The sequence below is a fragment of the Candidatus Poriferisodalis sp. genome (assembly GCF_965215815.1).
In the GTDB taxonomy this organism is placed as follows: Bacteria; Actinomycetota; Acidimicrobiia; order Acidimicrobiales; family Poriferisodalaceae; genus Poriferisodalis.
Genome location: NZ_CBDCEO010000013.1, coordinates 210,676 through 234,072, shown reverse-complemented (window position 1 = coordinate 234,072; position 23,397 = coordinate 210,676). Strand labels below are relative to the sequence as shown.

Sequence of the window (23,397 nt, the reverse complement as noted above, 5' to 3'; positions counted from 1 at the left end):
TTAGCGCACAATGCTCATGACGGGGCCCCGCTAGTCGGTCCAGCCGGATCCAAATCAGGGACCCCTGTCACGGCTGCTCGCTCGACGGGCCCGCTAGCCCGGCACGACGATGACGCCCTTGTCTCGCAAGCCGTCAATCTCGGCCGCGTCGTAGCCGAGCTCGCTGAGAATCTCGACCGCGTGCTCGCCGAGCAGCGGTGCATGACGGCGCAGGCGCGTCGGCGTCTCGGAATAGACAACCGGGTCAGCCACGTAGCGGTACGCCCCTTCAGTGGGATGCTCTGAGATGCTCACCAGGCCGACCGCAGCCAGCTGAGGATCGCCGTCGAGATCCGCCAGGTCCATGACCCTCGCGACCGGGATCGAGTGCTCGTCGCAGTAGGAGATCCACTCGTCCGTCGTGCGGCGCACCGAGAGCTCACCGAACAACGCATACAGCTCGTCGACGTGCGAAATCCGGCTGTTGTGGCTCGCGAAGCGTGGATCGTCAGCCAACTCGGGCCGGTCGACGAATTTGAAGAAGGCCCGGTACTGCGCATCGTTGTAGGGCAGCAGGCACACCCAGCCGTCGGCAGTGGGGTAGGGACGCCGGTGCGGAGTCAGCAACCGGTCGTAGCCGAAGGGTCCCTCTGGTGGCTCGAACACTGCGCCGCGGTAATGCTCCACCAGATTGAACGCCACCATCGTCTCGAACATGGGCACCTCGATGACCTGGGCCACTCCGGTGCGCTCACGGTGGAAGAGGGCGGCGAGTACAGCTTCGACGACATGCAGTCCGGTGACCTTGTCGGCAATCACAGCAGGCACGAAGCCGGGTTCGCCGGTGATACGACCGATCAGATCCGACAGGCCCGAAGCGGCCTGGATCGCGTCGTCGTAGGCGGGTTTGTCGCGATATGGACCGCCGCTGCCGTAGCCGTTTGCTCGGCAGCAGATGAGCTGCGGGTGCTGAGCCCGCAGGGTGTCGGCATCGAGACCGAGGCGTTCGAGGGCCGCCGCTCGCATGTTGGTGATGAGCACGTCAGCGCTGGCCAGCAGCCTTTCCATTGCCTCACGCCCGGCCGGGGACTTGAGATCCAGCGCCAGCGAGCGCTTGTTGCGCTGAATGTTGAGGCTGAACCCAGACATGCCAGCGGACCGGGCCGGCAGGCCGTTGCGCGTGGAGTCGCCGTCGAGCGTTTCCACTCTGATTACGTCGGCGCCGTGATCTCCCAGCATTCGGCATGCCAGCGGTCCCATGAGCACTGTTGTCAGATCGATAACGCGTATGCCGTCGAGCGCGCCTGAATGCTGGTTGTCGCCCGCAGTTTCAGTGCCTGCTGTGGTTGGCATTCGATCCTCGTTCACTGTGTCGATCTGGTCGCCGCGGCTCGACGCTCATCGCGCTCGGCGGCTTTGATGCCGTGGCTCATGACGATGGAGGGCGCAAGCAGCATCGATCCGACCACGAGCGCCACGGCGATCAGCGTGGCGAGCAGCGGGGTGTATCCCCAGCGGATGCCGATGGCGCCGCAGACAAGCGACGCCACATACAGGCCGTACCCCGTCCGTTGTCCGAGGCTGGAGATCCGCTTCAGCCGCGCTCGTCGAACGAGAACATCGTCGACGGGATCGCTTGGCGCATGCGCTGGGCCGCGATCAATGTCGGGCATCTCGCGATTGGACTTCCGGGAGGTGGCCACGACCCCCCATTATCTCGTCACGGATCTCGGCACAGGCATCGTCGTGCCGTCGTTGGCGCGGTATTACGCGTCGGCGCCGCAGCCGCAGACTGCCGATAAGCGGCGATGCCTGCCTGCCCCGACCGCCCAAACTTTGTGCAGAAATGCCGCCACAGGCGGCAAATTTGCACAAAGAAAGCGTGAAAGGCGTTCAGGCTCCGAAGAGCTGCGGATCGTGGGCTTCGGTGCGCTCGCCGCTCGAGGTGCGTTCGGGGGTTTCGACTTCATTGGGCCACGGTGCAGGGGCCGGCCACGGTGCTGGTTCGACTCGCGATGCCCACGCCGGCTCGTTGTGTGCCGGCACGGGGCTCGGCGGTTCCGCCGGAGCTGTGGGTGCCGTTCGTGCTGGCGTTGCTGGCGACGCTGCTGCCGCGCCGACCAGCGGCGGATGCTCCAGGGTTGTGGACGGTGCCACCGGCCTGAGCACGACGGTCCCATCGTCGTAGTCCTCAAGATTGCTTGCCGACACCGCTTCGAGCCGTCGTAGATCCCACGCCGCCGGCCACATGAGCCGGAATCCGATGTTGGCCAAACCGGCGGCGGTCACCAGATCGCCCAGCGTGATGACATCTCTCAGCGGTGCGAGCGGGATTGCACCGCCCAGCCACGCGGCAATCGTCGCGTCGTCCGACCACCGTCGGGCAGCGCCGAGCAGTACCCGGTCAAGTCCGTCGAAGTCGATGATGCCTGCAGCCACCACAGCGCTCTCGTTCACTGGCAGGTAGCCGTTCACGAGGAGCACTGCGAGGTTTGCCGCAATGCCGACCGCAGCGATGCACGCACCGGTGAGGTGCCGGTTGAGCAGGCAACCTGCGAGCAGCAGCGCAAGCGAGACACCCAGCGCGAAGCGACCCGCGAGCATGTTGGTGTCCAAACCGACAGCGAGCGACAGGACAACACCGAGCGCGAGCACTGGCCAATGGTTGATCCGGAGTGCTCGCAGCCTGCCGAAGATCTCGCGCGGCGTGCCGCCAGTGACGAGTGCAAGGGCGAAGCCGGTGCAAATTCCAATGGTCGCCACAAGCACGATGAAGAACACCGCATGTCGACAGTACAGACCGGTTCGCGCGCACTTGTGGATGGTGAGGCGCCAAACAAGACGTCGCCAACAGAGGTGCCAACCACGAGTCCTGGGCGTTCGGTTGCCGCCTCGATTAGCTTTGCGCAGGCTTTTCGCCCCGGGTTCCGTGGAGGAGAAACGACTTGTTGGACGTTCGAGCTGAGTTGACCGCGACCGTGTGGAAGGTGGTTGCCGAGGTGGGAACCGCCGTCGCTGCTGGCGACGAATTGCTCATCCTCGAGTCCATGAAGATGGAGATCCCTGTCACTGCTCCCACCGACGGCACGCTGGCGCAGATGCATGTGGCCGAGGGCGACGCCGTCGCCGAGGGCGATGTGCTTGCGGTGGTCGCGACGCCCTGAGCGACCGAACCCACCCGTAGCCTTGACGCTCCGTGGCAGCTGCCGTTGCCTTCGAGGGCGTCGTGGCCCTGTTGGACCGCTTTCCTGCATTGGCGGGTGCTGACCTCACCGTGCAAACCGGCGAGATGGTCTGCCTGAGGGGTCCCAACGGCGCAGGCAAGAGCACGTTGCTGCGGGCATGTGCGGGTCTCGTGCCCTTACGAGGCGCGCGAGCCGAGGTGCTGGGCTTCGACCTCATCGCAGACCGTCGCTCAGTCCGGCGTCACGTCGGATTGCTGGGACATCGGGCACCGCTCTACGGCGATCTGAGAGTTGACGACCAGCTGCGCCACTGCGCGGCCCTGCATAGCGCGGCCCCCGCCGAGGTGTCAGCCGCGGTCGAACGCTTCGCACTCGGTGGTCGCCTGACCGCAGTTGCCATTCGACGGCTCTCTGAGGGGCAGCAGCGGCGAGTGGCGCTGGCCTGTCTGACCATCGCCCGCCCGCGGCTGTGGCTGCTCGACGAGCCGCACGCCGGACTTGACGAGTCGAGCAGGGACGCGCTCGACGAGTTGCTGGCCGACGCCGTCGAGGCGGGAGCCACGGTGATGTTCGCGACACACGAAACGGGCCGTGCAGGGGTCGCGGCCGCGCGCCAGGTAGTGCTCGCTGGCGGCCGGGTCGAGGCGACCGCTGCCGCGCCAAGCACGGACGGTCCAACCGATGTGGCGTGAGATCTGGCTCGTCTGCCGCAAGGACCTGACCGTCGAGCGACGGGCCCGCATCACGCTCATCCAAATCGTCCCGACGGTGCTGCTCATCCTTGTGGTCTTCGCATTCGCATTCGACGCAAACCCGTCCTTGCTCGGCGCCGGGGCGGGCGGTTTGTTTTGGGTGGCCGTCTTGTTCGGAGGCGTGCTCGGGGCGAAGCGCAGCTTCGACATCGAGGCCGAAGGTGGGAACCTGGACGCGCTGCGCCTCGGCGGGCTGGCGTCCGCGGCCATCCTCTGGGGCAAGGCGGCAGCGCTGGCCATCCAGCTCATCGTGGTCGCCGTATTCACCGCTGCGGGTCTGCTGGTGCTCTACTCGGTCACCGTCGACGACTGGCTCCTGGTCGTTGTCGCAGGGCTCTGTGGCACAGCTGCGTTTGCCATCTGCGGGACGCTGTACGGGGCGATGACGGTAGGTCTGCGGTCGGCGGATACCCTGCTCCCGCTGCTGCTGATCCCGGTGGCAGCACCGGTGCTCTTGGCCGGGACCCGGGCGTTCGACGTGGCGCTCGGGACCAGCGCCGACCAAGGCTGGAGCTGGACAGCACTGCTGGCTGTGGTGCTGGTCACCTACATCGCAGTGGGCTGGGCGGCGGCTGGTCCGCTGCTGGAGGACGCCTGAGTCATGAACGCGGGCTCACGATGATCGGGGCCGCTGAGCCCGACCTTCGCCAGCAGGCGCAACGCACCGCGTCGCTGTCGATGACCGGCAGTGTCGCGACCCGGGTGCTGGGTGTGGTCGCGATCGCAGCAGTCGCCGTGATGGCGCTGCTGGCGCTGTGGATCTCGCCTGCCGACGCAGTGCAAGGTGACGCCGTGCGGCTGATGTACGTGCACGTGCCCTCGATCTGGGTCGCCTATGGCGGCTTCTTGCTGACCGCATTCGCAAGCGCCAAAGTGCTGTGGCGGACCCGCAGCGGCGCCGGAGGGTTGGAAGGCGTCATCGCCGATCGGCAGGCGCGGCACTGGGACCGCGTAGCTGGAGCTGCCGCCGAGCTCGGCGTGCTGTTCACCGCACTCACGCTGGTGACCGGGTCGCTGTGGGGGAAGGTGACCTGGGGCACCTACTGGCAGTGGGACGCCCGGCTGACCACCACCGTCCTGCTGTTCGTGACCTATCTCGGCTATCTGGCCCTGCGGCGCTTGCCCGCCGAGCCTCGCTCCAGGGCACGGCGGTCGGCGGTCATGGCCCTCATCGCGGTCGTCAACCTGCCGATCGTCCACTACTCGGTGGATTGGTGGCGCACGCTGCATCAAGAGGCCAGCTTGGAGCTCGGGCCCGGGGGCGACCGCAATTTCGCCGGCGAGATCTACTGGACCCTCCTGTATTCATGGGCCGTCTTCACTGTGGTGGCGCTGTGGATCGGCATCCATCGTTACCGAGTGCTGCGTCTCGAAGAACTCGCCGAGGAAGCAACCTTGGAAGAGCTCCTCGAAGAACGCCGCAGCGAACAGGCGGCGGGACGATGACCTACGCAGCAAACGTGCTCACTGGGTACGTACTGGTGGCGGCCGCCGTTGTGACGTACGCCCTCTGGCTAGTCCGGCGCGGCCGCGCACTCGGTCGGGACCTGGGGATTGGCAAGACAGAGTCTGCGGGGGATCCGAGCAACGAGACCGCACAGACATGACGGATCTCAGCCCCCGGCACCCAATCGAGGAGGCTTCTGATCGTGCAGCGGCACGCAGGGACATGGGGCGCCGACGCAAGGCCCTGGTCGGTGGGTTCGTGTTGCTGCTGCTCATCGCGGGCGGCGCGGCAGCGATTGCCGGCCTGCGCAACGCCACCCTGTTCTTCCGCAACGCCGATGAGGCCATCGCCGAGCGCGTCGAGCTCGGCGAGCGCCGGTTCCGTCTGCAGGGACGCGTGGTGCCTGCGTCAGTGGTCCTCGATGGCGGCGTGACCGCCTTCGAGGTGGTCCACAACTGCGCGTCGGTGTCGGTGCGCCACTCCGTCGACCCCCCAGACCTGTTCGAATCGCCGTGGATCCCGGTAGTGCTCGAAGGACGCTGGGTGCAAGGTGACGTCGTGACGGTTGCCGGTCGCGACACCCACTTCTTCTCGAGCGACAACATGCTCATCAAGCACACCAATGAATACGAGGCGGCGAACGAGGAGCGCCTCGGTGATCTCGACGAACCGCCCGAGGGCTTCCTGGACAAGTGCCCGTTCGAGGTGCCCCGACTGTGATCGCCGTGCTGGGCACGCTCGGCGTGGCCGTCGGCCTCGTCAGCGCGCTTGGCGGTGCCGGAACGCTGGTCGCTGCGAGAGCACTTAAGCAGCCCGAGCGGTGCCGCGGGGCGCTGGCGTGGATCGCGGCAATGGCTGCGGGCTGCGTGCTGGCCGTTGGCTCGATGGAGTTCGCGCTGCTCAGCGACAATTTCTCGCTCGCCTACGTGGCGCGCAACTCCACCATCGCCACCCCGTTCATTTACAAGATGGCGACACTCTGGGGCGCGCTCGAAGGGTCCATCCTGCTGTGGGCACTGGTGCTGTGCGGCTACGTCGGCACGGCCGCGTGGAGATTCCGCGGCCGGACTGCCGAACCGACGGTGGCATGGGCGCTGGCGGTGATGTTGGGCGTCTGCATCTTCTTCTTTGCACTGCTCGCAGGCCCGGCGAACCCGTTCGCCACGCTGGCCAACCCTCCCGCAGATGGCGGCGGCTTGAATCCGCTGCTGCGCAATCACCCGCTGATGGCCATTCACCCGGTGATGCTGTACCTCGGGTACGTCGGCTTCACCGTGCCGTTCGGGTTCGCTGTGGCTGCGCTCGTCACGGGACGGTTCGACAGCCGCTGGCTGGCCGATACACGCCGCTGGACGCTCGTGGCATGGGGCAGCTTGGGTACGGGAATCCTGCTGGGCGCCTGGTGGTCGTACGAGGTCCTGGGTTGGGGCGGGTACTGGGCGTGGGATCCCGTCGAGAACGCCTCGCTGCTGCCGTGGCTGACCGCCACAGCGTTCGTGCACTCGCTCATCACCCAGCAGCGGCGCCAGATGCTGCGTGTGTGGAACCTGTCGTTGCTCATCGTGACGTTTGCGTTGACGATCTTCGGCACGTTCCTGACCCGCTCGGGCGTGCTCGAATCGGTGCACGAGTTCAGCGAGTCCTCGCTGGGGCCGTTGCTGCTGGCGTTCTTCGCCGTGATCGTGGCTACCGGTGTGGTGCTGGTGGCGTGGCGCGGCGAAGCGCTGCGAAAGCCCGCCAGCTTGGGATCGATCTGGTCACGGGAAGGGTCGTTCCTGGGGAACAACCTGCTGTTTGCGGTGGCGGCGTTCGTGGTGCTGCTCGGCACGGTGTTCCCGCTCTTGGCCGAGGCGATCTCGCAGGAACGGTTGGCTGTCGGGCGGCCCTACTTCGATCGGATGCTGGCACCGGTGGGCATCGCACTGCTCGGGTTGATGGCCCTGTCCCCGGCGCTGAATTGGCGTGACACGTCTGCTGAGCTGCGTTCGAAGCGGATGCTGTGGCCGGCTGCGATCGGCGCGCTGACCATGGTGTTGTCGTTGTGGGCCGGTGCGCGCGGTCTGTGGCCGGTGCTGGCGCTGGGCTTGGGTGGATTCGTGATCGGCAGCGCCACGCGGCTGTTATCGCTGGGCGTGCGGCGCAACGGCTGGCGTGGCTTGCTCGGCCGCACCGGCGGCGGCATGATCGCCCATATCGGCGTTGGCGTGATCGCATTCGGTTTCATCGCGTCGAATGCATACGGGTCCGAAGGCGAGTTCACGCTGTCGCCGGGCGAGTCCGGCGTGGTCGCGGGCCACGAAGTCACCTACCTGGGCCTGACCGACAGGATCGAAAACGGCAACCGGGTGGTCCGGGTGCGGGTGGACGTGGAAGACCGGGGCACCTTCGAGCCTGCGGTGACGCGCTTCGCCGAATTCGGCCAGCCGATCTCGACGCCGTCGGTGGCGACGAGCCTGGTCGACGACGTGTATCTGTCGCTTGCGACCATTCCCGAAGAGGGCACCAGCGAGGTGGCGCTGCGTGTGCTCATCAAGCCACTGGTGGCGTGGATGTGGCTGGGCGGCGCTGTGCTTGCGCTGGGTATTGCTGCGGCATTGGTGCCGACCCGCATCGGAGCGCGGGACCGGGTGCCGCGCGGGGGCGGTGCGCGCCTAACCGTCGACTCTGCACAGGACCGAGCCGCTGCGGCTGCAGGGGAGCACCGCTCGTGACGCTGGAGCCTGAAGGGATGTCGAGCGCCGAGCCGCAAGCTCCCCTCGACAGCGAAAGCAGCGAGGAGGTGCCGCGCCGCCGAGCCTGGGTTCGAATCACGGCTGTGCTCGTCGGACTGGCGGCAGCGGGCCTGATCGCGCTCCTGGCGACGCGAGACTCCGACGGCGGCAGCATCCGGGCTGCAAGCCCGCTCATCGGCGAATTGGTGCCACCGCTTCGAGGCGAGCTGCTCTGGCCGCAGGAGCAGTTCGTGCAGGCCGGCGGTGCGCAGGCGATGCCGGGTGTGCATATCGGTCCCGACGGCGTGGCGCGTTTCGACATCGACGCAGCGTCGCCCCGGTGGGTGCTCGTCAACTTCTTTGCGTCGTGGTGCGTGCCGTGCGAGCGCGAACACCCTGCACTGGCCGAATGGGTCTTCCGCCATCCCTATGACGGCGCCTTGATTGCTGTCCCGTTCGGCGACCGGACCGACGACGCCGTCGCGTTCTATGAGCGCCTTGGAGGCAATTGGCCGGTCGTCGACGACCCCGATTCTCGATGGGCCGTCGAGTTCGGAGTGCTGCGGCCGCCCGAGTCGTTCCTGATCACGCCCGAGGGCATCGTGGCGGCCCGCTGGCAGGGTCAGATCAGCGCTGACGATCCCGACGCTGTCATCGCGCTGCTGCTGGGTTCCGCTGGCGAGGGCGCAGCGACGTCGCAGCCCGATTCGTGAGCGCGCCATGAGCTCGCCAGAGGGCACCCCGCCTGCCGCGCCGACCCGGCCGCAGCACCGTGGTCCCGGGATGCGGCGCATCGGCTGGCTCGTTGTTGTCGCCGTGGCGATCATCGCTGCTGTGGTCGCCGCTACGGCGTCACGTCCGCCTGCGACGGAGGCCGAGCGCGCCTACGAGCTCAAGCAAGCCACGCTCTGCCCGGTCTGCGACGGCCAGAGCGTGCTCGAGTCGAACGCGCCAGCCGCCGCTGCCATGCGGCGCCAGATCGATCTTTGGGTGGACGCCGGTCGCAGCGACTCCGAGATCCAGGCCGACCTCGCCGCTGCCTACGGCGATGACGTGAACGCGCTGCCGCCAGGGGAGGGGGTAGGCACGCTGGTTTGGGTGCTCCCGGTGGCCGCGTTCGCTGCGGCTGCGGCTGGCTTGTGGGTCACAACCCGTCGCTGGAAGGCTCGGGCAGCTGCTGAGGTGGCGTCCGATGACGGGGCCGGATCCAGCTCCACGCTCCAACCCTCACGCGACGAGCCGCGCACACGACGAATGCGTCTCGTCTCGGTCATCACCGTCGGCGCCCTCGTGCTCGTTGGCGCGCTGGCTGGCGTGGGGGTGGCGCGTTCGGTCGGGCTGCGCCTGTCGGGCGAGACCATCTCGGGAGATATCGACCGCTCGGCCCGTTCGCTGCTGGTCGATGCTCAGCGACAGTTCGCTGCGAACCAGCTCGACGAGTCCCGCGCCACGCTGGAGGAGATCTTCCGTCTCGAGCGCGACCTGCGCGGCGCACTCGTGCTGTCTGCTCGCCTGCACCTGCGCCGCTGCGAATCGCAGTCAGCTCAGGACTCGTCCGTCACCGATGGGACAACCGATGCACTTGCCGCCAGCTGTGACCTGAAATCGGCGCTGGTTGATCTCGACCGGGTGCTGGCCGAAGATCCCAGCGACACCGAAGCCTTGGCCCTTCGTGGCTGGCTGCTGGTGCGCATCCCCGATCCCGAGCTAGTCGCCGCGGGCATCGCCTCGCTCGATGCGGCGGTGGCGCTCAACCCAGGCGAGTTCGATCCATGGGTGTTCCGCGGCTACACGGCCCGCTTTGTCGAACGCGACCTGCCCGCCGCCATCGGCTTTTACCAGTCGGCGCTCCAGCGCAATCCGCCCCCCGCCATGGCTGCGGTGCTCGAGAGCGCAATCGCCGAAATGCAGGCCGAGCAGGAATAGCCGACCGATTTGATGTCCGCAGACGAGTTCGCCATTCACACAACCATCTGAGCCCGCTGCGGTCGGCGACGGTCGCGCCAGTAGCGTGCGAGGCGGGCCGCTGGCGCGGCTGCAACGCCGGTGCAGCCTCCACGCGGCAATCCATCGCAACCGGTCGGGGGCACCCAGTGAGGGCCAAGCGCCGAAATTCAGCCACCGACAGCGGGGCAGCGACCGTCACCGATCAGCAGCTGGCCGCAGCCGTGGCCGGCGTGATCGACCCGGAGCTGCGCCGGCCCATCGGCCAGATGGGCATGCTGCGCGCTGCGGCCGTCGCGGGGCGTGCCGCACAGGTGCTGGTCGCCCTGCCGTCGCGCGATTGGCCCGCTGCCGGGCACGTCTCGCACGCTGTCAGCGAGGCCGGGTGCCTGCTCGAGGGCATCGACGACGTGGTCGTGGAATTCACCGTGATGGACGAGGCCGAGCAATCGGCGCTGCGGGCTCAGCTCATCGGCGATCCTGCTGCCACCGCGGGCACCCACGAAGGTCACGGTCACGCCGAGGGGCGGTCGGTGCCGTTCGCCCAAGCTGGCAACAAGACCCGCGTGCTGCTGGTGGCCAGCGGCAAGGGCGGTGTCGGCAAGTCCAGCGTGACGGTCAATCTCGCGATCGCGCTGGCCCAACGCGGCACCCGCACAGCGATCATCGACGCCGATGTGTGGGGTTTCTCCATTCCCCGGATGCTCGGCGTGAACCGTCCCCCCACCGTGATCGACCAGATGGTGGTGCCCACCGAGGCGCACGGTGTGCGGTGCATGTCGATGGGCTTCTTCGCCCGCGAGGACCAACCGGTCATCTGGCGCGGCCCGATGCTGCACAAGGCGCTTGAACAGTTCCTCACCGATGTTTTTTGGGACGATCCCGACCACCTGCTCATCGATCTGCCGCCCGGCACCGGCGACATCTCGCTGTCGCTGGCGCAATTCCTGCCCCGCTCGGAGCTGCTGGTGGTGACCACACCGCAGCCCGCTGCCCAGAAGGTCGCCCAGCGTGCCGCCCACATGGCCTCGCGTGTCAACCTGCAGGTGCGGGCGGTAATCGAGAACATGAGCTGGTTCACCGGTGACGACGGCAAGCGCTACGAGCTGTTCGGCGCGGGTGGCGGCCAGGCCCTGGCCGATGAGATGGATGTGCCACTGCTCGGTCAGGTGCCGCTGGTGCCGCAATTGCGTGCGGGCGGAGACGAAGGCATGCCGATCACCGCTGTCGACCCCGACAGCGAAACCGCCGGCATATTCCGGGACATGGCGCGCCTGCTCTGCGAGGAACACCTGCCGACCCGTCGCTACAACGAAGGTCTGAAGCTGCTGTGAGCACATCGGCGGAGCCGATGGTTAGCCCAGGGGCGGAGCCGATGGTTAGCCCAGGGGCGACGATTTCCTCGTTGGACGAGGTCCGCTTCGACAACCGGTTCACGTCCTCGCTCCCGGCCGATCCCGACACCGTCAACCACCGCCGGCAGGTGATTGGCGCCTGCTACTCGCGGGTCGCGCCAACTCCGGCGCCCACGCCGCAGCTGCTGGCGCACAGCGCCGAGATGGTCGACCTGCTGGGGTTCGACCCCGAACTGGTGAGCGATCCCCGGTTCGCCGCCGTGTTCGCCGGCAGCACGCTGCTCGACGGCATGGACCCCCACGCTCATTGCTATGGCGGGCACCAATTCGGCTCGTGGGCCGGTCAGCTCGGTGACGGCAGGGCGATTGCGCTCGGCGAGATGGTCGACCGCAACGGCCAGCATCAAACCCTGCAGCTGAAGGGCGCCGGGCCGACGCCGTATTCCCGCACGGCCGACGGGCTGGCGGTCCTGCGCAGTTCGGTACGCGAGTTTCTGTGCAGCGAGGCCATGGCGCACCTCGGCGTGCCCACCACGCGGGCACTCAGCCTGGTGGGGACCGGTGACATGGTCATCCGCGACATGCTCTATGACGGCAACCCGGCGCCTGAGCCAGGAGCGGTCGTATGCCGGGTGGCGCCCTCGTTCGTGCGCTTCGGCAACTTCGAGATCTTCGCCTCCCGGGGCGATGCCGAGACGCTGCGCACGCTGGCGGACTTTGTCATCGGTGCCGATTTCTCCCATCTGGCGGGCGAGCCCGCACCCGGTCGATACGTGCAGTTCTTCGACGAGGTCGTGCGGAGCACCGCGGAGATGGTCTGCGAGTGGCTGCGCGTCGGCTTCGTCCATGGCGTGATGAACACCGACAACATGTCGATCCTGGGCCTCACCATCGACTACGGCCCCTACGGCTGGGTTGACAACTACGACCCCGACTGGACGCCCAACACCACCGACGCGGCCAACCGGCGCTACCGGTTCGGCACCCAGCCGGCGGTCGCGCAGTGGAACCTCATGCAGCTCGCCAACGCGCTGTACCCGCTGATCGGCGAGGCGGAAGGACTGCAGGCGGCGCTCGACGGCTACGTGCCGTACTTCGAGCAGAAGTGGTCGGCGATGATGGCCAGAAAGCTTGGCCTGCCGAGACTCGACTCCGATGCCGACAGCGAGCTGGCCACGGGAGTGCTCGAGGTGCTGCGACTGGTCGAAACCGACATGACGGTGTTCTGGCGACGCCTCGCCACGGTGGCTACCGCCGAGGGCATCGACCCGGCCGAACGCATCGCCCCGATGGCCGACGCCTACTACCGGCCCGCCGAGTTGACCGACGAACACCGCTCAGCCACGAGCGAGTTCATCGAGGGCTACGCAGCCCGGCTGCGGGCGCTGGGCATCGCCGACCAGGCCAGGGCCGAGGCAATGAACCGGGTCAATCCGAAGTACGTGCTGCGGAACTACTTGGCCCAGGTGGCCATCGACAGCGCCACCGAGGGCCGTCCCGAGGCCATCGGCGAATTGCTCGAAGTCATGCGCCGCCCCTACGACGACCAGCCCGAGCGGGAGTCCTATGCGGCGCTGCGTCCGGACTGGGCGCGCACCCGCGTCGGCTGCAGCCAGCTCTCCTGCAGTTCCTGACGCTCTCAGCGAGGTCTAATTTTCAGTCATGAACTCGACGCTGCGGCGGGTGTTCCTTCTGCCCAATCCCGACATGGCCCGTGCGATGCGGCGCTATTGGTGGGTGATGATGCTCGTCGTCGCGACAACGTTCCTTGCTCTTACGAGCCTCTACCCGCCCTACAACTTGGCGCGAGGATTCGACACCCTGCTCGTGGCCGGCTATGGCGCCGTGGCCGGTCTCGCAGGCCATGCGTCGGCTCGCGTGCTCGCACGCCGCGGACTTCGCAGGAACTGACTTCTCCCTGAAACTACTGGTCAAAGGTCATTTTTCGCCCCACACGAAGTGCTCTGATCGAGGCGGTACGGCAACGATCATGCGGGCACTGAGGTCGAACATTGGCAGCGGCACTGCCGGTCGGCCTCGTCGGTGCGCTATTGCGGCGGGACCTGCACGGTGCGCTGCGATACCCAGGCCCTTGCAGTGGGGTACCCGAACGCGACGGTGTTCCTCGCGGTGGTCACGATCATGCCGGCGCGCTCCAGCCGGCGCCGGTAGACGTGGGCGTAGTTGGTGGAGACGCCCATTCGTTGTGCAATGGCGTCGAGCGTGGAATCGCCGGTGTCCTCGGTCATGGCCGCAAGGAAACGCCGATCCGTGTTGGAGAGTTCGTTCCACGTCGGTGCAATGACCAGGCGGCCGATCCTGCTCTCGGCGCGGTTGATGCCGACTGTGAAGTCGGCGTCATTGATCCCTGCCGCTGGATCGTGGACGGCTTTCCACGTATAGAAGCCGATGAGTTGCACCATGAACGGGTATCCGTTGGCGGCCTCGACGGCGCGCCCGAGGGCATGGTCCTCGATCGTCGCCGCCGACCGGCTCATCGGAATCTCAAGGGCGTTCCGCGTAGCGGCGGCATCGAGCGGGCCGATGTCGTAGCGGGAGCACCGCTGCAGGAATGTGGCCAGCTGGCCCTGTAAGAGCTCGTCCTCGATGTACGGCAGTGCTGCACCGGCGAAAGCGATGGGTCGGCCCTCGCGGCGAGTGACATGCTGGAGGATGCCGCCGAGTTCGCGCACTTCGCCGACATCGGCCGCATGCAACTCGTCAACGGTGATGAGCAAACCGCTGCCAGTCTGCGCGAGCCGGTCGCCGAGGCTGCCGAGAATGCTGCGAAGGTCCTGCGGTCCTTGCGACGAGGAGCGGTGCTCGAAGGCGATGCCCACACCGTCCGCCTGCAGCCCGCTGACACGGCGCGAAGGCTCGCTGTCGAACTCGGCGAGCAAACGTGCGGCGCCATCTCGCAGGCGTTCAATGAGGCCGCTGGGGTTGCCTTGTTCAGCGACCACGAGCCAGCCTCGCTTGCGGACCATGTCCTCGGCTGCATTGAGCATCACCGTCTTGCCGGTGCCGCGAATGCCGATGAACAACACGGTGTAGTCCGGGTGTGACGGTCCAGTCTCGAACGCCTCGTCGAGGTCTTCCAAGATTGCGTCTCGCCCTGCCAGTGCAGGAGGCGAGGTGCCGAAAGTCGGCGAGAACGGGTTGTTCTTGGCCACGGACTCAGCGTACTCGGGATCCACTCGCAGCAGTTTTGTGAGATTTGTCAGCTTTGCAGCATTTGTTGTGTTTGCAATCTTTGCAAATCTCGAATCGCCGGAATTCTGCGCGGCAGCCACCTAAAGCGGATCTCTCGTTCGGCAGGGGTCGCGGGTACCACCGGTAGCCTGCGGCCATGGACATCCGGATCGGCATCACGCACGGTGGTCGCGAGCTCAATGTCGAGATCGACGATGATGCCGCGGCAGATGCGGCTGCAGCGCTCGAAGCCGCATTGAGCGGCGACGGATCGGTGCTTTGGCTGAACGATCGCAGCGGACGCCGCGTCGGCGTGCCCGTCGACAAGCTCGCATTTCTCGAGTTGGGCCCGACCGGCGACCGGCGCATCGGCTTCGCCGCGGACTGAGGCTCCTATGCGGGCGCCCGCCGACCGGCCGCGCCCAGCAGTGAACGTGCGCGATAGCCCGCGTGAGCATCTGCGACGCCTCATAGCGTGGTGGTCGCTGCTGGCCGACCTGTCGTTCTCGGACTTGCTGCTGTTTGCGCCAGGACAGGTGGCGTCGATCGACGAGCTGCCCGACGACGTATCGGGCCCTGAGCCGCACGACCTCACCGGCACGCCCCGTCCGTGGCGGCGTCTCGGCACAGATGCTCCTTTGACCGTGATCGGTCAGATCCGGCCCACCACCGGCCGCACGCTGTACCGCGACGACCACATCGGGCTCTGCGTTGCCGCCAGCGAACGGCCGCTGGTGTCGGAGGCCTTTGCCCGTGGGGTGATCGTGACTGGCGAGGGCCTGCGGGTCCCGGGGGACCGGCGGGCACGCATCACTGCGGTGCCGGTGACCTTCGATGACGTGACGATTGCTGTGATGAGCAGCGAAGTGACGCCGCGCTTCACCGACATCCGCGATCCCGGTGAGCTGGAGCGGACCTACATCGCCACATTCGGCCGGCTGGCTCGCATGGTTGCCGCAGGCCTGTTCCCCTACCGCGACGCCGATATCGCTGACGAAGAAGCACCGCGAGTCGGCGATGGCCTGTTCCTCACCGACGACACGACGCGCATCGGATTCGCGTCGCCGAATGCCGTGAGCGCCTTGCACCGCATCGGCGTCGGGGGCAACGTGCAAGGACGGCGCGTGCGAGATCTCGATCTCGGCCCGGACGTGGTGGGACGCGCCATGAGCGGCGGCATCCCTGTCGTGGGCGAGGTCGAGCACCGATACGTGACCGTGCAATTGCAGGCGCTGCCACTGACCGATGCCCCCGTGCGCAATGCCCTCGTGCTGCTGCGCGACGTCACCGAGCTGCGCCGCCGCGACCGGCTGCTCATCTCCAAGGACGCCACCATTCGCGAGATTCACCACCGGGTGACGAACAATCTGCAGACGGTCTCGTCGCTGCTGCGCATCCAGGCCCGCCGCCTGGAGTCGCGCGAGGCGAACCGGGCGCTCGACGAGGCGGTGCGGCGCATCCGTGCCATCGCTCTCGTCCACCAGACGCTGTCGAGCGAGACCACCGACGACGTCGATTTCTGCGATGTCGCCGAGACGCTGACCGAGACGATGCGCCAGAGCATCACCTTCCCTGAACGACCAATCGACTTCAGCGTCACCTGCGAGGCGGGGATGCTGCGGTCCCAGACCGCGACATCGCTGGCGGTGGTGCTCAACGAGCTGTTGCAGAACGCCGTCGACCATGCGTTCCCCCGTTTGTGGGAGATCGAGGATCACACGCTGGAAGCTGCGCCGGGACTCGAGGAGAGCCCCATCGGGAGCGTGGAAGTCGAGATCACCCGGCCGTCGGCGGACCTGCTGTCGATGGTCGTGCGCGACGACGGCATCGGCATCCCAGACGAGTACGACACTGAGCGTTCCGGCGGCTTGGGAACCTCGATCGTGCGCGCATTGTGCGGGACCGATCTGAGCGGAACGTTCGAGGTCAGGCGGCGGACGCCCCCGCCGGGTTCCGAGGCGGTCGTGCAGATCCCGTTGCGAACGATCGCCTGACCGCTCCGGGCCTGATCAGGCGGTGCTGGAGGGCATGACAAGCCTGAGCACGTCGGGCACCCACTCGATGCGCAGTTCGTCGACGGCGCCGAGGTGGTCGCCGTCGAGCTGGTGACCGAACGGGCGGATCCCCGTCACAGTGAGCTCGCGGACATGGTCGATGCGCTGCACCACGCTCGGATCAATATCGCCGAGGCTGCCGTTTGCGCCGAATACCGCTGAGATCACGTTGAGCGAATCGGCTAGGCGCAGCGATCGCAAGCCCACCACCGACAACCCGTTGTGCAGGGTTGCCGCTGGGGCGATGTGCACTGGTCGACTGCCGAGAAACGTGTAGGGATCGGTGTTGGCCACCACGATGAGGAAGCAGCCGTCTACTTGGGTCGACTCTGGCCCCGCAATGCGGGCGGACAGGGTGCCGGTGCGCCGGTCGTAGTGCCGCAGCAAGGTGTCGACGCCCGCGAGCAGGAACAGGGGATGGCCCAGGTAGCGCTTGAGGGTGGGGTGGCGCTCGACCCGCTCCACGATCGCGGCGTCGAGTCCCATGCCGCAGTGGAACAGGAAGAAACGGCCCGATGTGCGGCCGAGCCCGGCCGAGGTGATGCTGCCGGCTTCGAGTGCGTCGAGGACTGCCTCGGTCGCAACGAGCGGATCGTCGGGTGTCCCGATCGTTCGTGCGAACACGTTGGTCGAGCCGCCCGGCAGCGCGGCGAGCACGCAGTCGGTTCCGGCCACGCCGTTGGCCGCCTCGTTCAGCGTGCCGTCGCCGCCGAGCACCACCACTGCATCGGTTCCGGTCGTCGCGGCACCGCGTGCCAGGCGAGCGGCGTGCCCGCGGCGGTTGGTGAACGCCACCTCGGTGTCGTGGCGTTCCGAGAGCACAGTGTGAATCAGCACTCGTGTGCGAGCGGTCGTCGACGACGCCGAGTCGTTAACCAGCAGCAGGACACGCACGGCGCAATTCTCACCGATGCGGGGCGGATGCGGAGCCGTGCGTCGATGCGCACGTCGACGCCGGAGCGGGTGCGGTGACCGCAAGCGTTCGCCCTGTAGCTGGCGTCGGCGTTGGTGGGTGTTTCGCCGGGTATCGCCGAGTGTGGCTGGTGTGGTTGGCGTTGGTGGGTGTTACCTCGGCCGTGAGGGGTGGGATCAAGGCGGCTCTGTCGCTGTGGTGTCGTTGGTCTCGCCGGTGGCGTTCGTGCGGGGTGTGGTTGTCCATCGGCCGGGGGCGGGACGCCGCTCAAGTCGCTCGTTGTTGTTGTGGAGCTTGTGGTGGCAGTCGCCGCACAGGGCTGCGAGGTTGGGCACGTCCGTAAGGCCGTTGTCGGCTGCCCATTCGTCGATGTGGTGGGAGTCGCAGCGGTGCATGGGTGAGCGGCACAGCACGCAGCCGCGGTCGCGTACAGCCACGGCGAACTGCTGGGCGACGCTGGCGTGTCGACGGCTGCGTCCGAGCCACAGGATCTCTCCGTTGGTGTCGAACAGAGCGCCTGCGATGCGCGTGTCAGGTGAGAGATCGTCCAGGATTGACGGCGGGACGGGTCCGGCGCCGAGCAGTTCGCATGTTCCGTCGGGTTTGGTGCCGTCGATGACGCCGATCTCGGCGATGATCACGAGCTGGTTGGGTGCTTGGGCGGGCCGCCAGCGATCGATCGAGCGGCCCGCCGGGCCTTCGGAGGCGACATCGCCGTCTCCGCTCAGCGTGGCATCGCTGTCCCCGCGGTGCTCGGCATTGCTGTTGCGGCCCGGGTCGTCATCGCTGCACCCGCCGTGCTCGGCATCGCTGTTGCGGCCCCGGTCGTCATCGCTGCACCCGCCGTGCCTGTCATCAGGTTGTGGGCGGCGCCTGGTGTTGTGGCCGTGTGCGGCGGGGTGGTCGATGGTGGCCAGGGCGTTGCGGTCGGTGACGATCTCAAAAAGGCTGTCCGCGAGGCGTTGGCGGTTGTCGCGGATCTGGTTGGGTGTGGCGTCGCGTCCGCCGTCGAGACGCCACAGGGCGTCGTTGTAGTTCTCGAGTGCCTGGCGCACCAACGCGAAGCTGATCGGGTCGAACTCCGCGTGCAGCACACCCATCCCGGTGGACTCATCGACAAACAACGAAGCACACCGATCGCGGCGCTGACGGCTCAGCTCGCACTGCGCGGCGGCAGGGTCGTGACGCGCCGCGAACCTCTTGGCCTGGTCGCGCAGCGTCTCAGGCGACACCACCGCGGCGGCTTCGAGCAGTTCGGCAGCGGTGTCGACCGCGTCAGGGCTGGTGCGCCGCGCAGCGTCGGCGAGCACAGCCGCGTGCTCGACGTTCAGCTCACCCACCGCCAGGCCCCGAGCAACATTGGGCATCAGAGCGACCTGCTCGCCGACCTCGACGGTGCGCTTGGCGTCGCGCTTGCTCAGCCGCGCCCGCTCACGCAAGGTCGAGCGGCCTGACCCTGGGCGGGCGGCTTCGAGTGCGGCGGTCGCTGCGAGCAGCACTGCGTCTGTTGCTGAGCGCAACCGTGCCGCGGCGGCGATGACATCGGCGAGCGTGTCACAGCCGACGTCGCCCAGCGGCACCCGCGACGCTCTGGTGACCACCTCACGCGCCCCGCACAGCACCCCCACCACACCCTCAACCGCCAACACCGGCCCAACCGGCACCGCTGAAGGCAACACCGGCTCAGCTGAAGGTGACACCGCTTCGACCGGAGACGACACCGGCCCAGCCGGCCCAACCTGAAGCGATGCCGGCTCGACCCGAGGCGACTCGGGCCCAGCCGGCGACGACAGCTTGGGCGGCAGGGCCACAGCCGCGCCGCTCGCCGCCACCGAACCAGTCGCCATTCCCGCCGCCGAATCGCTGCGAACGTCTGAGCGCTTCATGACAATGACTGTAAATGAGGGGTGTTATACGAAAGCCTCGAAACGACCCCCGACGGCACCAACGCAGCCCGCGCACCGCAACGCAGCCCGCGCACCGCAACGCAGCCCGCGCACCGCAACGCAGCCCGCGCACCGCAACGCAGCCCACTCATCGCGGGCGAGTGCCCTGCCCGATCACCGACACTGGGTCACTAGCTCACGCGGCACCGCTGATCTTGCTGTCCGGGCAATAACACCTTCGGGCCCTGCTGACGCCGCTCGCGAGGACAACGGGACGCCAGCACCCAGCACCCGGCGCGCCGACGGCAGCGCAAACGTTTGCGGATACAGCACTAGATGGCGAACTCCAATCGGAACTCACCACCTAGAGGCGTTTGTTGTTCCAGGTTTGGGCGCCGAAGCTGGTGTCGCCTTTGCAGGTGACTCGGTCGTCGCTTTGGCTGTCGACCCAGCAGCTGTGCCAGCAGGTGTGCCAGCTGCCCACGGAGGGGAATCTGGCGTGGTCGCCGACGAAGCGGCCGGTGGGATGCTCGCGTTTGTTGGGGATCAGGTTGTGCAGGACGATCTCGTTGCCCCAGCAGACGATCTGCGACGTGACGCTGGTCGCTCCCGCGGTGGCGCAGGTGTGGTGCGCGCCGGCTGCGACGCTTTCCCATTGCGTGCCCGCGGGCGGTTCGGGCTGTGACGACAAGGACTGGTGGTTGGCCGATGCGTTGGTCTGTTGGGGGGTTCCCAGGTGGGTTCCCCCGTTGCCCCAGCAGCGCACCGTGCCGTCTGACACCAGCCCGCACGTGTGGAACTCCCCGCCCGAGACCAGCTTCCAAGTCTCGGGCGGGGTCGTGGTGGGATCCAGCGCCGGAATCGCGCTGACCTGGCCGAACTCGTCATAGCCGTGGCACTCGACATCGCCGGCCTTGAGCAGCGCACACGTGTGGTATCCGCCCGCAGTCACATGCGGCTCGCCCAGCCCGGGTTGTGTCGCCTGGGGCAGCGTCACCTTGACCGCCGAGCTGAAGATCAGCTCGGCGAACCCGCCGTTGTGAGTGAAGCTGGCCTGTACCCGCAGCCACTTGCCCAGATCATCGTCGGTGACCAGATAAGCAGCGGCGGTCTGCCCGACGATGTCAGTCCACGTGATGCCGCTGTCGATGCTGGTCTGCCACTGCAGATCAGGCGCGAACGAGTCGGGCAGCCCGTCAGGATCGGTGATCGCCGACGTGTCCGCGGTCAGCGTCCCCTCAGGAGTCGCCCGACCCGACACCACCACCTGGCCCGACGCATTGTCACCCAGCCGATACACCCTGATCTTTCCGCCGACGGTTCTGTTGCGGTTGCCGGTGGCGGGAGAATCCCCCGCTACGAACATGGTCACCCCGTTGAACCACAGCCCGGCCGCGTCGCTCGTGTTCTCCTTGCCGACGCTGAGCGTGAGCGCATCTTGGACCCACTGTGACGGCGCCCGCTCAGTCCACTCGGTGCCGTCATCGATCCGGTACGCCAACACACGCTTGGTGGTGTCGGAATACCACATGTGCTGCCCGTCAGTCGCGACACCGCGCAGGATGATCGGCACGTTGTCGTCGACATCCGGCGGCCGATCTGACTCTGGGAGACCTCTTTGGACGTGTCCCGGGCGCCGGTCGCCAGCGTGTACGCGAACATATGCGTGGCGCCGTCCTCGCCCACCCACACCGTGGTCCCATCAGACCAAATCCCCTGCGGGGTGTCATTGGTGTCGCAGTTTGCCTCAGTGGTCTGGTCGTCGTCGGAGCAGTCCGAGTGACTGTCCACGAACAGGTCCAGATCGCCGTACACCGTGTAATCCAACGGCTGGACAGCGGTGATCGCCCGAGGCGGACTGGGAAGTACCTCGGCGTAGCCAGCGTTGTCGGTGAAGCTCGCCTCCACCCGCACCAGGGCGCCCGCATCAGCAGTCACCAGCGTGTACTCGGTGCCGGTCTCGCCCGCGATGGCAGACCACGTCTGGCCGCCGTCGCTGCTGCGCTGCCACTGCAGGGTCGGCGTGAACGGGTCGGCCAGCCCATCGGGATCGACGATGCCCCCGATGGACGCAGTCAGCGTTGACCCCGGCTCAGAATGGCCCGTCACGGTCAGGCCGTGCGCGTTGTTGAGGTATTGGTAGGCGTACACCTTGGGGTCGGTAGTTGTGGCTTGGAGGACGTACAGCACGCCGTTGTGGCCCCACAGGCCCGCCTCATTGGTGTGGTCGCTGTCGAGGGTCACGTCACGGGACGGTTTACGGGTGCGCGCCGGCCAGTCGAAGGCCACCAGCTTGTCGTTGGTGTAGTCGAGTGCCCACGCCGTGTCCCCGTCGGACCACAAGCCCCTTGGATGGACCGTCCCGAAGTCCACAGACGAGTCGCGGGTGCCTAGCTCATCTGCGTCAGTGTTGGGATCGTCCAGCTCGTACGCGTATCCCTTCTTGTCACCTTCGTCAGCCACCCACAGCGTCGTCCCGTCACCCCACAGACCCTTCGAACCAGTATTGGCCGAGTCCAAATCGAACACCCGCACCGGGAACGCCACCACCGCGTTCTGCTGCACGTTTTGCCGTTCGAGGCCGTCGTCCCCTAGCTTCGCGTCTTCTTCTTTGGCCTCGTCCGGCTCGCCCTCGCCGGACTTCACGATCGAACCGCCGACAGGTACTTCGCCGTCCCCGCCGCCGTCCCCGCCGCCGTCCCCGCTGTTGTCCCCGCCGCCGTCCCCGCTGTTGTCGTCGGTATTGATGGGTGGTGGGGGACAGTCGAACACGGCGGGGATGTCCGCGAACGCGAAGCTCGAGTTGCCCGACAGCGCCACTCCGCCGCTGCCGCACAGCGCTTCCGCGGTCAGACCCGAGGGTCGCTGTGCCCGTTCAGCGTCGCTGATCGCGGCGCCCGCGTTCGGCGTTGCCAGCAGTGCTGCAACGACTGTCACCGCAGCCGCTGCGGCCCCAAGCCGCTGGCTGTGCCGCCGGGGCGGATCCCCCCCCCCCCCCCAATACGCCCGCCGTTTCTAAGGTTGAAGATCATTAAGACATGAATAATACTCATTTCCTGCGACCTTGCGAGCACCATCAGACACTCGGTGTGGCAACGATCTCATGTCGGTGGATTGCCCGTTAGATGCGAGCTTGCGAGCACCATCAAGCAACTGGTGTGGCAACGGATGCGTGAGTCGGCAGACTGCCGAGCCATGAAGGTCGTTGTGTGCGTCAAGCAGATTCCAGACCCGGCTATCCCGGGACAGCTCCAGTCCGATACCCGGACGCTGAACCGGGACGACAAGCTGATTCTGGACGAATCCGACTCCTACGGCGTCGAGATGGCGCTGCAGCTCGTAGAGGCAGCCGGTGGCGGCCAGGTGACGCTGGTGTCAATGGCGCCCCGCTCTGAGACCAGCGGGTTGCGGACCGCGTTGGCGATGGGCGCCGACGACGCGGTGCTGATCAGCGACGACGCACTGGCCGGCAGCGACGCACTTGCCACCGCCAAGGTGCTGGGTGCCGCTATCGGCGAGCTCGAAGCCGACCTCGTCCTGGCCGGCACCGAGTCCAGCGACGGCTACACCGGCACCGTTCCCGAGATGGTGGCCGGCGTCATGGGATTGCCGTCGGTCACGTTCGCGAAGCACATCGAGATCACCGATGGCATCGCAAGCGTCCAGCGCCAGACCGAAGCCGGCTACGACCAGGTGGAGTGCGCGCTTCCAGCAGTGGTCTCGGTGACCGCAGGCGTGGTGGAGCCTCGCTATCCGTCGTTCAAGGGGATCATGGCGGCCAAGAAGAAACCGGTCGATCCGAAAGATCTCGCAGCGCTGGGCATCGATGCGAGCGCAGTCGGTGTGGCAGGCGCCCGCCAGGAAACGATCGAGGTGACCGATGCGGCCGAGCGTGAGGCTGGCGAGATCATCACCGATGAAGGCGATGCGCACACCAACATCGTCGAGTTCCTCACCGAGCTGAAGATCATCTGACCTG

The 23,397-nt window shown here is 67.1% G+C and carries 23 protein-coding genes; 15 read left to right on the top strand and 8 right to left on the bottom strand.

Going from position 1 to position 23,397, the window contains the following annotated elements; all coding sequences use genetic code 11:
- Window positions 1-93: 93 nt before the first annotated feature.
- The 3 genes from ACOOHB_RS11085 to ACOOHB_RS11075 form a co-directional block, all read right to left on the bottom strand.
- Window positions 94-1,332 (bottom strand): CaiB/BaiF CoA transferase family protein, encoded by a 1,239-nt coding sequence (locus ACOOHB_RS11085; RefSeq protein ID WP_420444902.1) that lies wholly within the window; start codon window positions 1,330-1,332, stop codon window positions 94-96.
- An 11-nt stretch (window positions 1,333-1,343) separates the two neighbouring features.
- Entirely contained in the window at window positions 1,344-1,682 is a 339-nt protein-coding gene (locus tag ACOOHB_RS11080; protein ID WP_420444901.1) for a hypothetical protein, read from the bottom strand.
- A 190-nt stretch (window positions 1,683-1,872) separates the two neighbouring features.
- Entirely contained in the window at window positions 1,873-2,760 is an 888-nt protein-coding gene (locus tag ACOOHB_RS11075) for a DUF5317 family protein (protein WP_420444900.1), read from the bottom strand.
- A gap of 164 nt (window positions 2,761-2,924) precedes the next feature.
- Between ACOOHB_RS11075 and ACOOHB_RS11070 the strand changes: the two genes are divergently transcribed.
- The 12 genes from ACOOHB_RS11070 to ACOOHB_RS11015 all read left to right on the top strand — a co-directional run bounded on the left by ACOOHB_RS11070 (window position 2,925) and on the right by ACOOHB_RS11015 (window position 13,284).
- Window positions 2,925-3,143, top strand: coding sequence for a biotin/lipoyl-binding carrier protein (locus tag ACOOHB_RS11070; RefSeq protein WP_420444899.1), 219 nt, complete (start codon window positions 2,925-2,927; stop codon window positions 3,141-3,143).
- A gap of 32 nt (window positions 3,144-3,175) precedes the next feature.
- Window positions 3,176-3,856 (top strand): ATP-binding cassette domain-containing protein, encoded by a 681-nt coding sequence (locus ACOOHB_RS11065; protein WP_420444898.1) that lies wholly within the window; start codon window positions 3,176-3,178, stop codon window positions 3,854-3,856.
- A complete protein-coding gene (locus ACOOHB_RS11060) occupies window positions 3,846-4,514 on the top strand; it encodes a heme exporter protein CcmB (protein WP_420444897.1) in 669 nt (222 codons plus the stop codon). Before ACOOHB_RS11065 ends, ACOOHB_RS11060 begins: the two co-directional genes overlap by 11 nt.
- Window positions 4,515-4,534: 20 nt before the next feature.
- On the top strand, window positions 4,535-5,362 hold the full coding sequence (gene ccsA / locus ACOOHB_RS11055; protein WP_420444896.1) for a cytochrome c biogenesis protein CcsA: 828 nt from the start codon (window positions 4,535-4,537) through the stop codon (window positions 5,360-5,362).
- On the top strand, window positions 5,359-5,523 hold the full coding sequence (locus ACOOHB_RS11050) for a hypothetical protein (RefSeq protein ID WP_419554180.1): 165 nt from the start codon (window positions 5,359-5,361) through the stop codon (window positions 5,521-5,523). Before ccsA ends, ACOOHB_RS11050 begins: the two co-directional genes overlap by 4 nt.
- Window positions 5,520-6,083 carry a cytochrome c maturation protein CcmE gene (locus ACOOHB_RS11045; protein ID WP_420444895.1) on the top strand — a complete coding sequence of 188 codons (564 nt, stop codon included), beginning with the start codon at window positions 5,520-5,522 and terminating at the stop codon, window positions 6,081-6,083. The genes ACOOHB_RS11050 and ACOOHB_RS11045 overlap by 4 nt, the downstream gene beginning before the upstream one ends.
- Window positions 6,080-8,074, top strand: a complete 1,995-nt coding sequence (locus tag ACOOHB_RS11040; protein ID WP_420444894.1) for a heme lyase CcmF/NrfE family subunit — start codon at window positions 6,080-6,082, stop codon at window positions 8,072-8,074. Before ACOOHB_RS11045 ends, ACOOHB_RS11040 begins: the two co-directional genes overlap by 4 nt.
- Entirely contained in the window at window positions 8,071-8,787 is a 717-nt protein-coding gene (locus ACOOHB_RS11035) for a TlpA family protein disulfide reductase (protein WP_420444893.1), read from the top strand. Before ACOOHB_RS11040 ends, ACOOHB_RS11035 begins: the two co-directional genes overlap by 4 nt.
- Window positions 8,788-8,794: 7 nt before the next feature.
- The gene (locus ACOOHB_RS11030; protein ID WP_420444892.1) at window positions 8,795-10,000 is read left to right on the top strand and encodes a cytochrome c-type biogenesis protein CcmH; all 1,206 of its coding nucleotides are present in this window, start codon (window positions 8,795-8,797) and stop codon (window positions 9,998-10,000) included.
- A gap of 167 nt (window positions 10,001-10,167) precedes the next feature.
- Entirely contained in the window at window positions 10,168-11,352 is a 1,185-nt protein-coding gene (locus ACOOHB_RS11025; RefSeq protein ID WP_420444891.1) for an Mrp/NBP35 family ATP-binding protein, read from the top strand.
- 41 nt (window positions 11,353-11,393) lie between these two features.
- Window positions 11,394-13,007 (top strand): protein adenylyltransferase SelO, encoded by a 1,614-nt coding sequence (locus tag ACOOHB_RS11020; RefSeq protein WP_420444890.1) that lies wholly within the window; start codon window positions 11,394-11,396, stop codon window positions 13,005-13,007.
- Window positions 13,008-13,035: 28 nt separating this feature from the next.
- Window positions 13,036-13,284, top strand: coding sequence for a hypothetical protein (locus tag ACOOHB_RS11015; RefSeq protein ID WP_420444889.1), 249 nt, complete (start codon window positions 13,036-13,038; stop codon window positions 13,282-13,284).
- A gap of 137 nt (window positions 13,285-13,421) precedes the next feature.
- Here ACOOHB_RS11015 and ACOOHB_RS11010 read toward each other — a convergent pair whose 3' ends face one another.
- Window positions 13,422-14,546 (bottom strand): AAA family ATPase, encoded by a 1,125-nt coding sequence (locus ACOOHB_RS11010; RefSeq protein WP_420444888.1) that lies wholly within the window; start codon window positions 14,544-14,546, stop codon window positions 13,422-13,424.
- Between the two features lie 176 nt (window positions 14,547-14,722).
- Here ACOOHB_RS11010 and ACOOHB_RS11005 point away from each other — a divergent pair, with 176 nt between their 5' ends.
- Together ACOOHB_RS11005 and ACOOHB_RS11000 are read left to right on the top strand one after the other, a co-directional pair.
- Window positions 14,723-14,953 carry a DUF3107 domain-containing protein gene (locus ACOOHB_RS11005; protein WP_420444887.1) on the top strand — a complete coding sequence of 77 codons (231 nt, stop codon included), beginning with the start codon at window positions 14,723-14,725 and terminating at the stop codon, window positions 14,951-14,953.
- A 46-nt stretch (window positions 14,954-14,999) separates the two neighbouring features.
- Window positions 15,000-16,559 (top strand): sensor histidine kinase, encoded by a 1,560-nt coding sequence (locus ACOOHB_RS11000; protein ID WP_420444886.1) that lies wholly within the window; start codon window positions 15,000-15,002, stop codon window positions 16,557-16,559.
- A 15-nt stretch (window positions 16,560-16,574) separates the two neighbouring features.
- Here ACOOHB_RS11000 and ACOOHB_RS10995 read toward each other — a convergent pair whose 3' ends face one another.
- The 4 genes from ACOOHB_RS10995 to ACOOHB_RS10980 form a co-directional block, all read right to left on the bottom strand.
- Window positions 16,575-17,513: a diacylglycerol/lipid kinase family protein gene (locus ACOOHB_RS10995; protein ID WP_420444885.1), complete on the bottom strand. Its 939-nt coding sequence runs from the start codon at window positions 17,511-17,513 to the stop codon at window positions 16,575-16,577.
- A 195-nt stretch (window positions 17,514-17,708) separates the two neighbouring features.
- The gene (locus tag ACOOHB_RS10990; RefSeq protein ID WP_420444884.1) at window positions 17,709-19,418 is read right to left on the bottom strand and encodes an HNH endonuclease signature motif containing protein; all 1,710 of its coding nucleotides are present in this window, start codon (window positions 19,416-19,418) and stop codon (window positions 17,709-17,711) included.
- A 364-nt stretch (window positions 19,419-19,782) separates the two neighbouring features.
- Entirely contained in the window at window positions 19,783-20,784 is a 1,002-nt protein-coding gene (locus ACOOHB_RS10985) for a hypothetical protein (RefSeq protein WP_420444883.1), read from the bottom strand.
- 2 nt (window positions 20,785-20,786) lie between these two features.
- Window positions 20,787-22,355 carry a hypothetical protein gene (locus ACOOHB_RS10980; RefSeq protein ID WP_420444882.1) on the bottom strand — a complete coding sequence of 523 codons (1,569 nt, stop codon included), beginning with the start codon at window positions 22,353-22,355 and terminating at the stop codon, window positions 20,787-20,789.
- Window positions 22,356-22,613: 258 nt separating this feature from the next.
- On the opposite strand from ACOOHB_RS10980, the gene ACOOHB_RS10975 reads away from it, so the two are divergent.
- A complete protein-coding gene (locus ACOOHB_RS10975; RefSeq protein ID WP_420444881.1) occupies window positions 22,614-23,393 on the top strand; it encodes an electron transfer flavoprotein subunit beta/FixA family protein in 780 nt (259 codons plus the stop codon).
- The last annotated feature ends 4 nt before the right edge of the window (window positions 23,394-23,397 follow it).

What these genes read in the sequence shown, in the direction of transcription:
- ACOOHB_RS10975 (WP_420444881.1), top strand. Translation starts at nt 22,614, where the DNA reads ATGAAGGTCGTTGTGTGCGTCAAGCAGATTCCAGACCCGGCTATCCCG.
- ACOOHB_RS11045 (WP_420444895.1), top strand. Translation starts at nt 5,520, where the DNA reads ATGACGGATCTCAGCCCCCGGCACCCAATCGAGGAGGCTTCTGATCGT.
- ACOOHB_RS11050 (WP_419554180.1), top strand. Translation starts at nt 5,359, where the DNA reads ATGACCTACGCAGCAAACGTGCTCACTGGGTACGTACTGGTGGCGGCC.
- ACOOHB_RS11015 (WP_420444889.1), top strand. Translation starts at nt 13,036, where the DNA reads ATGAACTCGACGCTGCGGCGGGTGTTCCTTCTGCCCAATCCCGACATG.
- ACOOHB_RS11030 (WP_420444892.1), top strand. Translation starts at nt 8,795, where the DNA reads ATGAGCTCGCCAGAGGGCACCCCGCCTGCCGCGCCGACCCGGCCGCAG.
- ACOOHB_RS11005 (WP_420444887.1), top strand. Translation starts at nt 14,723, where the DNA reads ATGGACATCCGGATCGGCATCACGCACGGTGGTCGCGAGCTCAATGTC.
- ACOOHB_RS11085 (WP_420444902.1), bottom strand. Translation starts at nt 1,332, where the DNA reads ATGCCAACCACAGCAGGCACTGAAACTGCGGGCGACAACCAGCATTCA.
- ACOOHB_RS11060 (WP_420444897.1), top strand. Translation starts at nt 3,846, where the DNA reads ATGTGGCGTGAGATCTGGCTCGTCTGCCGCAAGGACCTGACCGTCGAG.
- ACOOHB_RS11020 (WP_420444890.1), top strand. Translation starts at nt 11,394, where the DNA reads ATGGTTAGCCCAGGGGCGACGATTTCCTCGTTGGACGAGGTCCGCTTC.
- ccsA (WP_420444896.1), top strand. Translation starts at nt 4,535, where the DNA reads ATGATCGGGGCCGCTGAGCCCGACCTTCGCCAGCAGGCGCAACGCACC.
- ACOOHB_RS10990 (WP_420444884.1), bottom strand. Translation starts at nt 19,418, where the DNA reads ATGAAGCGCTCAGACGTTCGCAGCGATTCGGCGGCGGGAATGGCGACT.
- ACOOHB_RS10985 (WP_420444883.1), bottom strand. Translation starts at nt 20,784, where the DNA reads ATGTTCGTAGCGGGGGATTCTCCCGCCACCGGCAACCGCAACAGAACC.